13 protein-coding genes are annotated in these 12,930 nt (G+C 58.9%); 3 read left to right on the forward strand and 10 right to left on the reverse strand.

The features are described from left to right. Positions 1 to 45: 45 nt before the first annotated feature. The 5 genes from PSJE_RS31610 to colR all read right to left on the reverse strand — a co-directional run bounded on the left by PSJE_RS31610 (position 46) and on the right by colR (position 3,764). Positions 46 to 273, reverse strand: a complete 228-nt coding sequence (locus tag PSJE_RS31610) for a hypothetical protein (protein WP_079246712.1) — start codon at positions 271 to 273, stop codon at positions 46 to 48. A 2-nt stretch (positions 274 to 275) separates the two neighbouring features. Next, entirely contained in the window at positions 276 to 989 is a 714-nt protein-coding gene (locus PSJE_RS11970) for a lipopolysaccharide kinase InaA family protein (RefSeq protein ID WP_090457525.1), read from the reverse strand. 4 nt (positions 990 to 993) lie between these two features. Then, the gene (locus tag PSJE_RS11975) at positions 994 to 1,662 is read right to left on the reverse strand and encodes a class I SAM-dependent methyltransferase (protein ID WP_090457527.1); all 669 of its coding nucleotides are present in this window, start codon (positions 1,660 to 1,662) and stop codon (positions 994 to 996) included. 154 nt (positions 1,663 to 1,816) lie between these two features. Beyond that, entirely contained in the window at positions 1,817 to 3,091 is a 1,275-nt protein-coding gene (locus tag PSJE_RS11980) for a sensor histidine kinase (RefSeq protein ID WP_057713451.1), read from the reverse strand. Next, on the reverse strand, positions 3,081 to 3,764 hold the full coding sequence (gene colR / locus PSJE_RS11985) for a two-component system response regulator ColR (RefSeq protein ID WP_007985839.1): 684 nt from the start codon (positions 3,762 to 3,764) through the stop codon (positions 3,081 to 3,083). Before colR ends, PSJE_RS11980 begins: the two co-directional genes overlap by 11 nt. A gap of 218 nt (positions 3,765 to 3,982) precedes the next feature. On the opposite strand from colR, the gene PSJE_RS11990 reads away from it, so the two are divergent. Further along, positions 3,983 to 4,726, forward strand: a complete 744-nt coding sequence (locus PSJE_RS11990) for a phosphatase PAP2 family protein (RefSeq protein ID WP_057713450.1) — start codon at positions 3,983 to 3,985, stop codon at positions 4,724 to 4,726. Positions 4,727 to 4,899: 173 nt separating this feature from the next. Here PSJE_RS11990 and groL read toward each other — a convergent pair whose 3' ends face one another. From groL to PSJE_RS12010, 4 genes are all read right to left on the reverse strand, one after another. Further along, positions 4,900 to 6,546 (reverse strand): chaperonin GroEL, encoded by a 1,647-nt coding sequence (gene groL / locus PSJE_RS11995; protein WP_090457529.1) that lies wholly within the window; start codon positions 6,544 to 6,546, stop codon positions 4,900 to 4,902. A 50-nt stretch (positions 6,547 to 6,596) separates the two neighbouring features. Then, positions 6,597 to 6,890: a co-chaperone GroES gene (locus PSJE_RS12000; RefSeq protein ID WP_007985847.1), complete on the reverse strand. Its 294-nt coding sequence runs from the start codon at positions 6,888 to 6,890 to the stop codon at positions 6,597 to 6,599. 248 nt (positions 6,891 to 7,138) lie between these two features. Further along, positions 7,139 to 7,615 (reverse strand): FxsA family protein, encoded by a 477-nt coding sequence (locus tag PSJE_RS12005; protein ID WP_008053539.1) that lies wholly within the window; start codon positions 7,613 to 7,615, stop codon positions 7,139 to 7,141. 66 nt (positions 7,616 to 7,681) lie between these two features. Beyond that, positions 7,682 to 8,413: a HugZ family pyridoxamine 5'-phosphate oxidase gene (locus PSJE_RS12010; protein WP_057713448.1), complete on the reverse strand. Its 732-nt coding sequence runs from the start codon at positions 8,411 to 8,413 to the stop codon at positions 7,682 to 7,684. Between the two features lie 162 nt (positions 8,414 to 8,575). Here PSJE_RS12010 and PSJE_RS12015 point away from each other — a divergent pair, with 162 nt between their 5' ends. Continuing rightward, positions 8,576 to 9,334 (forward strand): SDR family oxidoreductase, encoded by a 759-nt coding sequence (locus PSJE_RS12015; RefSeq protein ID WP_090457531.1) that lies wholly within the window; start codon positions 8,576 to 8,578, stop codon positions 9,332 to 9,334. Positions 9,335 to 9,456: 122 nt separating this feature from the next. On the opposite strand, the gene apbC is transcribed toward PSJE_RS12015, so the two are convergent. Beyond that, positions 9,457 to 10,551 (reverse strand): iron-sulfur cluster carrier protein ApbC, encoded by a 1,095-nt coding sequence (gene apbC / locus PSJE_RS12020; protein WP_057713446.1) that lies wholly within the window; start codon positions 10,549 to 10,551, stop codon positions 9,457 to 9,459. Between the two features lie 176 nt (positions 10,552 to 10,727). Between apbC and metG the strand changes: the two genes are divergently transcribed. Continuing rightward, entirely contained in the window at positions 10,728 to 12,779 is a 2,052-nt protein-coding gene (gene metG / locus PSJE_RS12025; RefSeq protein WP_056726133.1) for a methionine--tRNA ligase, read from the forward strand. The last annotated feature ends 151 nt before the right edge of the window (positions 12,780 to 12,930 follow it).

Consider the following 12,930-nt stretch of genomic DNA (forward strand, 5'->3'; position numbering starts at 1 on the left):
AAAGGCCTCGCATCAGCGAGGCCTTTCATTTTGGCTTCAATCGGTTCAACTCTGCGGCCTCAATCCCTGAGAAAGTCCGAACATGAACAGCAACAAGTCATGATCGGGTCGAGTGGCCACGGATGCCTTGGCAATCCGTGGCAACGGACAATGTTCTTCTGCGTTTATCGAGCTGAGAACCTGGGGGCGTGGTTGCTCCCAGGTTGCCATCGCGATCGATGCAACTGCCAAGGCTCCTACCAGAAACAAACCTCGTGCAATTTCGAGTTTCATCGCTATAAACCCTTGATAGCGCTGCCAAACGCCGTCTCATAAAAGTAGATGAGTTTTTCCCAGTCTGCGTCGCTGAACGACGAGTGGCGACGCAATTGCTTCATGTCATGGACAGCTGCGCGATGGGCCGTCAAACGCTGTCGGCATTTCTCCAGATCGATCAGGGCCACTTCGACCTTGGCCGTCTCGCCCTCACCGGTCACACAAACGAATACGTGCTTGTCGTAAATACATCCGTGCTGCCAGCGGCCCTTGTGCATGCGAGCCAGGTTTTCAGCCAGGTCCTTGAGCACTCGTTCGTTTATGGCTTCACCATGACGCTCGCGACCGCCACCGGCGTACCAGCGATCGATTTCCTCGAAGCCGTCCAGCGACTTGGTGACCAGCAAGGCACGCCACTTGTGCACAGGATCGCGCTGTGCGCCACAGAAAACGATTTCCGGAACCCGTACGCCAAGCGCGGTCACACCGGTGAGCGCAGCATGCTCGCGCATGACCGTCGGCCGCCCGAAAGGATGCTGAAAGCTACGATGGATATGCCCGGTCTGGCGCTTGACGTAGAGCAGTTGACCATCACTGCCCATCAGGCGTTGAACGCCGCTTTCCCCGCCGCGACGGACGTTGGGTTCTTCTACCCATTCACCGCGCTGATTCCAAAAGTAATCGAAGCGGTCCTGGGGAACGACTTCCGTTTCTGCTGCACACTGCACTGCCATCCTGTTACCTCTTGCGTAATACGTAAACTCGCCACATGGCATAGAGCGGCAAAAAGTCCAGTTGTTCCTGGATTCGGAAACCCGCCTGCTCAAATTCCTTCTCTACGGTAGCGGCCGGTAACACAAACCGGTTTTGGTAACCTTCCTGCCCACGGGTTTTCTCCGAACGCTTGCGTTTCCAGGCCTTGAAGTTGCCATCGACCCACAGCGAAAGGATCACGCTGTCGCGGGAAACCCGCTCGAATTCACGCAAAATAGCCATGCGATGCTTGGCTTCACCGACGTGGTGGAGCAAACGCATGCAAAAAATGCTGTCGACGGCGTTGTCCGGCAAGGCGATGTCGAATACAGATGTGTGCAAGGGTTGTACCCGCTTCACCACATCGGCAGGTTGCGCCTGGGTTGCGACCTTCAGCATGGACGGCGAGTTATCGGCACCGATGATCACACGGTTGGATTTTTCCGCCAACAAGGGCCAAAAACGCCCTGCACCACAAGGCAAATCGAGGACCAGACCAGGCTCGCCAACCAGGGCCAGTGCCTTGCGCGCCAGTTGTTCGTCACGCCAGTGGGACAATCGACGGCCGAGACCTTCCTGGTGTTTGCGCAAATAGCGTTGCGCGTGTTGATCGTCGTACTTTTCGGAAAAATCGAGCTTGATCGGGCCGTCCATCATCAGGTCTCCTGAACTTCTGATAGCAGCTACCTTAGATTTTGTAGTGTCGGCGTCTGGTCATCCACTTGTGAAAATATCGTTATGGGAAACCCTGAAATATTACAGGGTTTTACGGAGTTGACAGGGTTTGCTGGACGCCTGACTTAACAGATCAAGTTCGGGACAGCTCCACCTGAAAACGGCAGCCACTGGGCTCCATCGTAGTCAGGCTGACGCTCCAGCCCTGGTTTTCACAAATCCGCTGCACCAGTGAAAGCCCCAGGCCCAAGCCTTCCCCGCGTTTTTCAGTGCCCCGAACGAAGGGTTCGAACATCGCCTCGCGTTTTTCTTCGGGAATGCCCACACCGCTGTCTTCGACCAGAAATCCCGTGCCCGTCAGGCTCAGGCGGATGAAGCCCCGTTCTGTGTAGTGCAAGGCGTTGCGCAGCAAGTTACCCATCACCGCGTGCAGGAGCGTCGCATTGTAGCCCTTGGCCTCAGGGTTGCCCGGTTCGAAGATCAGTTTCAACCCTTTGCTTTCAATGGGCCCGCGCCACAGACCGACCAGGCCCTCGGCTACCTGGCCCAGGGGCTGCTGCGGCGACATGCTGTTGTCTTCGCGCTTGGCGCGGGCCAGCATCAGGAAGGTTTGCACCAGCTCACGCATTTCTTCACATGCCCGGGCAATGCGCTCGACCTGAGCGCGACCGCGCTGATCGAGACCTGGGTTTTCCAGCAACAACTCGCAGGAACTGGCCAGGATCATCAGGGGCGTACGCAATTCGTGGCTGACGTCGCTGGTGAACAAACGCTCGCGGGTCAGGGCCTGACGCAAGCGCCCGAGGGTGGCGTCGAAGGCCACGGCCAGTTCGCCCACTTCGTCGGCGGCATAATCCGGAGCCAAGGGAGGAGCCAAACCCAGCAGTTGATCGCGATGGCGTACCTGGCGGGCCAACCGTACCACCGGCGCCATGACCTTGCGTGCCAGCACCCAGCCGAGAAATACAGCCAGTGCCAGGCTCAGTACGAAACCCACCAGCACCACGGCAAACAGCACCCGCTCGCGCTCTTCAAAATCGCTCTGGTCCTGCAACAGCACGTAACGTCGGCCGTCGACGATTTCGACCATGGCGTGGTACGACAGGTTTTCGCGGAACACTTCGTGGAAACCCGGCTCCAGATGCCGCAAATCCTTGGGCAAATTGAAATCGCCTGGCCCGTTGCTGAAGTAGAACAATTGGTCCGGTTCGGGTCGGTGGCTCCAGTCCGTGACATTGTCCATCAGCAACAGGCGCTGCAAATCGCCGCCCAGACCGGCCGAAATCAGTTTTTCCTCCACCAGGTGCACGGTCGCCACGATGCCCATGGCAAAGGCACCCGCCACCAGTGCGCTCATCAGCGCAAAGGCAATGATGATGCGTTGAGCAAGGCTCTGCTTAAACTCCATCACGGCCCTCGGCCAGGCGATACCCCACACCGTGCACGGTTTGCAGTAATGGTTTGGCGAACGGCTTGTCGATCACCTGGCGCAGTTGGTGGACATGACTGCGCAGGCTGTCGCTGTCCGGGCAGTCGTCGCCCCAGAGCGCTTCTTCAAGAATTTCACGGCGCAACACATGAGGGCTTTTCTGCATCAACACGGCCAGCAACTTCAGGCCGACCGGGTTGAGTTTCAGCAACCGGCCTTCGCGAGTGACTTCCAGTGTGTCGAGGTCGTAGCTCAGGTCGCCGACCTGCAAGGTCCGCCGCCCGCCGCCCTGGGTTCGGCGCATGACCGCTTCGATCCGCGCCGCCAGCTCAGACAGGGCGAACGGTTTAATCAGATAGTCATCGGCGCCGGACTTGAAGCCCTGCAGACGGTCATCCAGTTGATCGCGGGCCGTGAGCATGATCACCGGCGTTTCGCGGCGAGCATCCTCGCGTAGGCGCTTGCACAGGGTGTAGCCATCGATGCCGGGCAACATGATATCGAGCACGATCAAATCGTAGTGCTCGGTGGCCGCCAGGTGCAGGCCCGACAGACCATCCTGAGCGCAATCGACGGTATAGCCTTTGAGCCCCAGGTAATCGGCCAGGTTGGCCAGGATATCGCGGTTGTCTTCAACCAATAGAATTCGCATGGGTATCTCTCCGTCCACAGTAACGGCCGTCGTGGCCCGCGCAGCTTAAGGCGAAGTTCCGCTCAGGGCTAGGACTGAGTGAAGCGCAAAAGCGCGGAAATTGACCGATTACAGCCTTAACGAGTTTTTCACCGGCGATTCACATGCTGGCGACAGAATCGGGTTCAAACTCTGCGCGGCTGCGCATTTGAGAACATTTCACTGATCAAGGAACTAGCATGGTTTCGACCCTTGCCCGCCCTGCCCCTCGTCCGCTCAATTTCTGGGTGTGCCTTGGAGTCCCCGCCGTAGCTGCGATCATTCTGGTATTGCTCGAATTGACCAGTCTGGACATGGACCTGGCCAAGCTGTTTTACGACCCGGTCACCGGGGAGTTCATCGGACGCCACAGTTACTTCCTCGAGGACATCCTGCACGATCGCGCCAAGCAAGTGGTCATCGCCTTCTCGGTGTTTGCCATCCTCGCCTTCATCGCTTCGTTCTTCATGGCCAGGCTCAAACCACTCAAGCGGGAACTGGGTTGCCTGGTGCTGTCCCTGGGCCTGGCGACTTCCTTTGTCACGCCCATCAAAGCAGTGACCGCGGTGCAATGCCCATGGAGCCTCGAACAATTCGGCGGTCACGAGACCTACAGCGAACTGTTGAGTCCTCGCCCGCACACCGATAAACCAGGGCGTTGCTGGCCCGGCGGACATGCGGCCACCGGCTTCACCCTGTTTGCCCTGTTTTTCGTACTGCGCGACCGTCGCCCGCGCATGGCTCGCGCAGCGTTGGTCTTCGCCTTTTCCCTCGGCTCGGTGTTCTCCATCGGGCGGATGATGCAGGGCGCACACTTCTTCTCGCACAACGTGTGGACGGCGGTGTTCTGCTGGCTGATTTGTTTGGGGTCGTATTACTACGTTCTGTATCGACCGGCCTTGAGGGCGGATCGCGTGGCAAGTGCAGAACCTGTCAGCGCCTGACCTGACGCCTTCGCGGGCAAGCCACGCACCCACAGAGACGATGCAGATCCTGTGGGAGCGTGGCTTGCCCGCGATGGGCGCGACGCAATCTCCAGCCAATCCCAAATTGAAGGCAATAAAAAACCCCGCCTGCTTTCGCAGACGGGGTTTTTTCGTACAGGGGTAAGGCTGGCTTACATCATGCCGCCCATGCCGCCCATACCGCCCATGTCTGGCATACCGCCGCCAGCTGCACCTTCTTTCTTCGGTGCATCAGCAACAGCGGCTTCGGTGGTCAGGATCAGACCGCCGATCGACGATGCAGCTTGCAGCGCGGAACGGGTGACCTTGGTCGGATCCAGGATGCCCATTTCGATCATGTCGCCGTATTCGCCAGTCGCAGCGTTGTAACCGAAGTTACCTTTGCCGTTCTTGACTTCGTTGACCACAACGCTTGGCTCGTCACCGCTGTTGGCAGCGATCTGACGCAGCGGTGCTTCAACGGCACGGCGCAGAACAGCGATACCTACGTCCTGATCAGCGTTGTCGCCTTTCAGATCGTTCAGGGTTTGCAGAGCACGGATCAGCGCAACGCCACCGCCAGGTACCACGCCTTCTTCAACGGCTGCACGAGTAGCGTGCAGGGCGTCTTCAACGCGGGCTTTCTTCTCTTTCATTTCAACTTCGGAACCAGCGCCAACCTTGATCACTGCAACGCCGCCGGACAGCTTGGCCAGACGCTCTTGCAGTTTTTCACGGTCGTAGTCCGAGGAAGTTTCGGCAACCTGAGCACGGATCTGAGTGATGCGTGCTTCGATGTCGCCGTGTACGCCAGCACCGTCAACGATGATGGTGTTTTCCTTGGACAGGGTCACGCGCTTGGCGCTGCCCAGGTTTTCCAGGGTTGCGCTTTCCAGGCTCAGACCGATCTCTTCGGAGATAACGGTACCGCCGGTCAGAACGGCGATGTCCTGCAGCATGGCCTTGCGGCGATCGCCGAAGCCTGGAGCCTTGACGGCTGCGACTTTAACGATGCCACGCATGTTGTTCACAACCAGAGTCGCCAGGGCTTCGCCTTCAACGTCTTCGGCCACGATCAGCAGTGGACGGCCGGCTTTGGCAACGGCTTCCAGCACTGGCAGCATTTCGCGGATGTTCGAGATCTTCTTGTCGACCAGCAGGATCAGCGGGCCGTCCAGCTCAGCGACCATGGTCTCTGGCTTGTTGACGAAGTACGGGGACAGGTAACCACGGTCGAACTGCATGCCTTCAACAACCGACAGTTCGTTTTCCAGGCCCGAGCCTTCTTCAACGGTGATCACGCCTTCTTTACCGACTTTTTCCATGGCTTCGGCAATGATGTCGCCGATGGAGTTGTCGGAGTTGGCCGAGATGGTGCCGACCTGAGCGATAGCCTTGGTGTCAGCGCATGGCTTGGACAGGTTTTTCAGCTCTTTGACGATGGCGATGGTCGCCTTGTCGATGCCGCGCTTGAGGTCCATCGGGTTCATGCCGGCAGCGACGGCTTTCAGGCCTTCGTTGACGATCGACTGAGCCAGAACGGTAGCGGTGGTAGTACCGTCACCAGCGTCATCGTTGGCACGGGAGGCAACGTCTTTGACCAGCTGCGCACCCATGTTTTCGAAACGGTCTTCGAGTTCGATTTCTTTGGCGACGGAAACACCGTCCTTGGTGATGGTCGGAGCGCCGAAGCTCTTCTCGATGATCACGTTACGGCCTTTCGGGCCCAAGGTCGCTTTTACTGCGTCAGCCAGGACGTTGACGCCCTTGAGCATTTTTTTACGGGCGGAATCGCCAAACAGAACTTCTTTAGCAGCCATGATCGATATTCCTTAAATACTTTGTAGTAGCGGGAAAATGAACGGGGGTATCAGCCTTCGATAACGGCGAGAATTTCGTTCTCGCTCATTACCAGCAGGTCTTCGCCGTCGACTTTCACAGTGTTGCTGCCGGAGTAAGGACCGAACACAACCTTGTCGCCCACTTTCACGGACAGTGCACGCACTTCACCGTTTTCCAGTACGCGGCCGGTGCCTACAGCGAGGATTTCGCCGCTGTTGGCTTTTTCAGCAGCCGAACCTGGCAGGACGATACCGCCAGCGGTTTTCTTTTCTTCTTCGCTGCGACGGATGACGACGCGGTCATGCAGAGGACGAAGCTTCATTGTCGATCTCTCCTAATTGTGGTTTTCATCGGCCGGTGTAGTCCCGGCGGGTTTAACAAAGGCCGGCGGTGCCGGTTGCGGTTCGTCAAGCGAACCGCGGAAGTCTGTCTGGCTTGTTCGCCAGAAACCTTGCGGTGACCGTTACATAAGGGCGCATAAGCTTATTACAAGGGCGGCGGTGAAAAATTTTTCAGGTCGATGCCCCGCAAACGAACACGGCACCCGAAGGTGCCGTGTCGATGTGCGTATTACTTGGTATCGCGGTGTTCGAACTCGCCTTCGATCACGTTGGGCTCGCGGCCCAGCGGCTCGCGAGGCGCCGGGCCGCCACGGGCCTGTAGGTCGTCGGCGAACGCTCGCTGACGCATCGCCTGCTCTTCGGCGCGCTGACGCATTTTATTGGCCAGCAGGCGACGACTGAACGGCAGCAGCATGAACAGGCCGATCACATCGCTGATGAAGCCCGGAAGAATCAGCAGGCCACCGGCCAATGCCAGCATCAGGCCTTCGAGCATGGTCTGGGCCGGCAGTTCGCCGCGGCTCAGGCTTTCACGGGCACGCAGGGCCGTGGCCAGGCCGGCGATGCGCAGCACAAACACGCCGAACATCGAGCCGAGAATGATCAGCAGCAGGGCCGGGAAAAACCCGATGGACCCTGCCACCTTGACGAATACGAACAGCTCCAACACCGGGAACAGCAGAAAGAGCAACAAAAAAGGGCGCATCAAATGGTTCCTCAACGCAAGAATGCCTTGCCAGTTCACCTTAGATGACGTCGCCGTTTCGTGAATTCAAGCGTCGGCCACTTCATTTTTCGGCCAATGATCGGCGTGAGCCAGAGAAACCAAGGCTTCGCGAACTTGTGTCGGCGTATTACAAGGCGCTTGGAACGGTAACCAGTACAGACTTTGACCGATGCGCAGGTGCATGCCTTCACAATCGATGCCGACCATTTGCGCCGGCACGTTTTTCGGCAGCCCGGCCAGATCGACGTAATGGGCGATGGCCTTGGCGTGATCGGCGTTCATGTGCTCGACCATGCTCACTTCGGCCTTGCCGGCGAACGGGTTGGCCAGGGTCAGCTCGTTGACCCAATGAATCGCGCCAAAACCGCCGATGTAACGGTGGCGTACAGGCTCAAGCACCCAGAAATCGAAATCGTGGGCCTTGTGATAACCCTTCGACTCCGGGAAGTAGCGGTAGTAACGCTCGGAGGCAGCGTCGATGGCGGCTTCGTCTTCGAGCTGCTGCGCCTCAGCCAGGTAAGTCAGTCGACCAACGGCCTGGACATCTTCGGCACCACGTTCGCCGACAAAGAGCGAGCATTTCCGATCTTTTTGCAGATTATGAGTGTGCTGGGCGATGCGGCTGATCAGGATCAGCGGCCGGCCCTGCTCGTCCAGGCAGTACGGAACCACGGAACCGAACGGAAAACCGGGCATTGATTTGGAGTGCGTCGAGAGCACCCCACGGTATTCCTTGAGAAGCAATTCTCGTGCATGCTTAGCCGCTTCAACGCTCAATTTATGACTCCTTAAATAGAATCCGTCAGAAAAACGGACGAGCTGCTGGCGAAAGTCCCAGCACGCCATCGGGGCAGTTCTCATGTGCAGCCAAGCCAGGTCAGGCGCAGATCGAGAGGCTCTCTAAAGGAAACCACTCAGACCTGCTACCGGGGCATGCGAATGCAACTCACTGACAAAGTAATCATTATCACTGGCGGTTGCCAGGGTTTAGGCCGCTCCATGGCCGAGTATTTCGCAGGCCTGGGCGCGAAACTCGCGCTGGTGGACCTGAACCAGGAAAAACTCGACGACGCCGTCGCGGCCTGCAAGGCCCAAGGTGTCGAGGCCCGCGCCTACCTGTGCAACGTGGCCAACGAAGAGCAAGTGACCCACATGGTTGCCCAGGTCGCTGAAGACTTCGGCGCGATCCATGGTTTGATCAACAACGCCGGGATCCTGCGCGACGGCCTGTTGCTCAAGGTCAAGGATGGCGAAATGACCAAGATGAGCCTGGCCCAGTGGCAGGCCGTCATCGACGTCAACCTGACCGGCGTGTTCCTGTGCACCCGTGAAGTCGCGGCGAAAATGGTCGAGCTGAACAACAACGGCGCGATCATCAATATCTCGTCGATTTCCCGCGCCGGCAACGTCGGTCAGACCAACTACTCCGCCGCCAAGGCCGGTGTTGCTGCGGCGACCGTGACCTGGGCCAAGGAACTGGCACGCTACGGCATTCGCGTCGCCGGCATTGCACCGGGCTTCATCGAAACCGAAATGACCCTGGGCATGAAGCCTGAAGCGCTGGAGAAGATGACTGCGGGGATCCCGCTCAAGCGCATGGGCAAGCCTGAGGAAATCGCCCATTCGGCGGCTTACATCTTCGAGAACGACTATTACACCGGTCGGATTCTGGAGATGGATGGCGGGTTGCGTCTCTAAATCCACCACAAAACAACTACTGTAGGAGCGAGCTTGCTCGCGATGGTGTGTCAGGCACATTGGTGTAACTGACCCACCATCGCGAGCAAGCTCGCTCCTACAAGGGGATTGCGTTCACACCCTCAGTCGTCGCTGACGCTGATGTTCGGCATCGCCGGCGTCAACGCTTCCTGCAACACGATCCGCGCGCCGACATGGCGGGCCAGTTCCTGGTAAACCATCGCAATCTGGCTATCAGGCTCGGCGATCACTGTTGGCTTGCCGCCATCGGCCTGCTCGCGGATGACCATCGACAGCGGCAGCGAAGCCAGCAGTTCAACGCCATACTGGTTGGCCAGTTTCACACCACCGCCTTCGCCAAACAGATGCTCGGCATGCCCGCAGTTGGAGCAGATGTGCACGGCCATGTTCTCCACCACGCCCAGCACCGGGATGTTGACCTTGCGGAACATTTCCACGCCCTTGCGTGCGTCCAGCAATGCCAGGTCCTGTGGGGTGGTCACGATCACCGCACCGGCCACCGGCACTTTCTGCGCCAGGGTCAACTGGATGTCACCGGTGCCTGGCGGCATGTCGATGACCAGGTAATCGAGGTCACCCCACGCGGTCTGGGTGACCAGTTGCAACAGGGCGCCCGAAACCATCGGCCCGCGCCAGACCATCGGCGTGTTGTCGTCGGTGAGGAAAGCCATGGACATCACTTCGACGCCATGGGACTTGAGCGGAACGAACCACTTCTGATCCTTGACCTCGGGGCGGGTACGCTCGGGTATGCCGAACATGATGCCCTGGCTCGGGCCGTAGATGTCCGCATCGAGAATCCCGACCTTGGCGCCTTCCCGGGCCAGAGCCAGGGCCAGGTTGGCCGCCGTGGTGGATTTGCCCACGCCGCCCTTGCCGGACGCCACGGCCACCACGTTTTTCACGTTCGCCAAGCCCGGAATCTGCGCCTGAGCCTTGTGCGCGGCGATCACGCTGGTGATTTCGACCTTGGCACTTGCCACGCCATCCAGCCCCTGAATGGCCATTTCCAGCATCTGCGCCCAGCCACTCTTGAACAGACCGGCGGCGTAACCCAGTTCAAGCTGAACGCTGACGCGGTCGCCCTGGATCTCGATGTTGCGCACGCACCCGGCGCTGACCGGGTCCAGGTTCAGGTAAGGGTCGGTGTATTGGCGAAGGACGGCTTCCACCGCTGCGCGATTGACGGCGCTCATGGGCAACTCCGAAAACAGGACTGGAAAAGATAGTGGCTATCGTACCTGTTCCGAGCGTTCGGCGGGATGTTGAACCTTCACCTGTTACTCATCCAATGAAACAGGCTCACAGGGTGAAAAATATGCGCCGGCGCTTTATAGTGGCCGACCTCCGTTTCATCAAGTAGCCGAGCCCCATGTCCGAGCCACGCAAGATCCTCGTCACCAGCGCCCTGCCCTATGCCAATGGTTCGATTCACCTCGGCCATATGCTGGAATACATCCAGACCGATATGTGGGTGCGTTTCCAGAAGCACCGCGGCAATCAATGCATCTATGTCTGCGCCGACGACGCCCACGGTTCGGCGATCATGCTGCGCGCGGAAAAGGAAGGCATCACCCCGGAACAACTGATCGCCAACGTCCAGGCTGAACACAGCGCCGACTTTGCCGACTTCCTGGTGGACTTCGACAATTTCCACTCCACTCACGCCGAAGAAAACCGTGAGCTGTCGAGCCAGATCTACCTGAAGCTGCGTGACGCCGGGCACATCGCCACGCGTTCGATCACCCAGTACTTCGACCCGGAAAAGAAAATGTTCCTGGCCGACCGCTTCATCAAGGGCACCTGCCCGAAATGCGGCACCGAAGACCAGTACGGCGACAACTGCGAAAAATGCGGTGCGACCTACGCACCGACCGACCTGAAGGATCCGAAGTCGGCGATCTCCGGCGCCACACCGGTGCTCAAGGATTCCCAGCACTTCTTCTTCAAGCTGCCAGACTTCCAGCAAATGCTGCAAACCTGGACCCGCAGCGGCACCCTGCAGGATGCCGTCGCCAACAAGATCGCCGAATGGCTGGATGCCGGCCTGCAACAGTGGGACATCTCCCGCGATGCACCGTATTTCGGTTTTGAAATCCCCGACGAACCGGGCAAGTACTTCTACGTGTGGCTGGATGCGCCGATCGGTTACATGGCCAGCTTCAAGAACCTGTGCAACCGCACGCCGGAGCTGGACTTCGACGCGTTCTGGGGCAAGGACTCCACCGCCGAGCTGTACCACTTCATCGGCAAGGACATCGTCAACTTCCACGCCCTGTTTTGGCCAGCCATGCTCGAGGGCGCGGGCTACCGCAAGCCGACCGGCATCAACGTGCACGGCTACCTGACTGTCAACGGTCAGAAAATGTCCAAGTCCCGCGGCACCTTCATCAAGGCCCGGACCTACTTGGACCACCTGTCGCCGGAATACCTGCGCTATTACTACGCGGCCAAGCTGGGCCGTGGCGTTGATGACCTCGACCTGAACCTCGAAGACTTCGTGCAGAAGGTCAACTCCGACCTTGTGGGCAAGGTCGTCAACATCGCCAGCCGTTGTGCCGGTTTCATCAACAAGGGCAATGCCGGCGTAATGGTCGACACCAACGCCGCGCCTGAACTGACCGAAGCCTTCCTGGCCGCCGCGCCAGGTATCGCCGACGCCTATGAAGCCCGCGACTTTGCCCGTGCCATGCGCGAGATCATGGGCCTGGCCGACCGCGCCAACGCCTGGATCGCCGACAAGGCGCCGTGGTCGTTGAACAAACAGGAAGGCAAACAGGATGAAGTCCAGGCCATCTGCGCCACAGGCGTCAACCTGTTCCGCCAACTGGTGATCTTCCTCAAGCCGGTGCTGCCGCTGCTGGCCGCCGACGCCGAAGCGTTCCTCAACGTCGCGCCACTGACCTGGAACGATCACGCGACCTTGCTCGGCAATCACCAGCTGAACGAGTTCAAGCCGCTGATGACCCGCATCGACCCGGTAAAAGTGCAAGCCATGACCGACGCCTCGAAAGAAGACCTGACCGCCAGCCAGACCGACACTGGCGAAGCCGCACCTGCCGGCAATGGCGAACTGGCCAAGGATCCGCTGTCGCCGGAAATCGAGTTCGACACCTTTGCCGCTGTCGACCTGCGTGTCGCGCTGATCGTCAAGGCTGAACACGTGGAAGGTGCCGACAAGCTGTTGCGCCTGACCCTGGATATCGGTGACGAGCAACGCAACGTGTTCTCCGGGATCAAGAGCGCTTACCCGGACCCGTCCAAGCTCGATGGGCGCCTGACCATGATGATCGCCAACCTCAAGCCACGGAAAATGAAGTTTGGTATCTCCGAAGGCATGGTGATGGCGGCAGGCCCTGGCGGAGAAGAAATCTACCTGCTCAGCCCTGACAGCGGCGCCAAGCCTGGCCAGCGCATCAAGTAAGGTCTGCGGCAAATCGATCCCACAGTCGTGCCTGGCGCGGCTGTGGGATTTTCATGTCTGGCCCACCCTCCCGCCTTGCCGGATAATGCCTAAGCTTTTTAGACCATCTCCTGTAGGAGCGAGCTCGTTCGCGATGGTCGTTAACGATTAT

The sequence above is a fragment of the Pseudomonas jessenii genome (assembly GCF_002236115.1).
GTDB classification, from domain to species: Bacteria; Pseudomonadota; Gammaproteobacteria; order Pseudomonadales; family Pseudomonadaceae; genus Aquipseudomonas; species Aquipseudomonas jessenii.

Excerpts from the sequence above, each read along its gene's own strand:
- metG (WP_056726133.1), top strand. The coding sequence starts at position 10,728 with ATGTCCGAGCCACGCAAGATCCTCGTCACCAGCGCCCTGCCCTATGCC.
- PSJE_RS31610 (WP_079246712.1), bottom strand. The coding sequence starts at position 273 with ATGAAACTCGAAATTGCACGAGGTTTGTTTCTGGTAGGAGCCTTGGCA.
- PSJE_RS11990 (WP_057713450.1), top strand. The coding sequence starts at position 3,983 with ATGGTTTCGACCCTTGCCCGCCCTGCCCCTCGTCCGCTCAATTTCTGG.
- groL (WP_090457529.1), bottom strand. The coding sequence starts at position 6,546 with ATGGCTGCTAAAGAAGTTCTGTTTGGCGATTCCGCCCGTAAAAAAATG.
- apbC (WP_057713446.1), bottom strand. The coding sequence starts at position 10,551 with ATGAGCGCCGTCAATCGCGCAGCGGTGGAAGCCGTCCTTCGCCAATAC.
- PSJE_RS12015 (WP_090457531.1), top strand. The coding sequence starts at position 8,576 with ATGCAACTCACTGACAAAGTAATCATTATCACTGGCGGTTGCCAGGGT.
- PSJE_RS11980 (WP_057713451.1), bottom strand. The coding sequence starts at position 3,091 with ATGGAGTTTAAGCAGAGCCTTGCTCAACGCATCATCATTGCCTTTGCG.
- colR (WP_007985839.1), bottom strand. The coding sequence starts at position 3,764 with ATGCGAATTCTATTGGTTGAAGACAACCGCGATATCCTGGCCAACCTG.
- PSJE_RS11970 (WP_090457525.1), bottom strand. The coding sequence starts at position 989 with ATGGCAGTGCAGTGTGCAGCAGAAACGGAAGTCGTTCCCCAGGACCGC.
- PSJE_RS12000 (WP_007985847.1), bottom strand. The coding sequence starts at position 6,890 with ATGAAGCTTCGTCCTCTGCATGACCGCGTCGTCATCCGTCGCAGCGAA.
- PSJE_RS12005 (WP_008053539.1), bottom strand. The coding sequence starts at position 7,615 with ATGCGCCCTTTTTTGTTGCTCTTTCTGCTGTTCCCGGTGTTGGAGCTG.
- PSJE_RS11975 (WP_090457527.1), bottom strand. The coding sequence starts at position 1,662 with ATGGACGGCCCGATCAAGCTCGATTTTTCCGAAAAGTACGACGATCAA.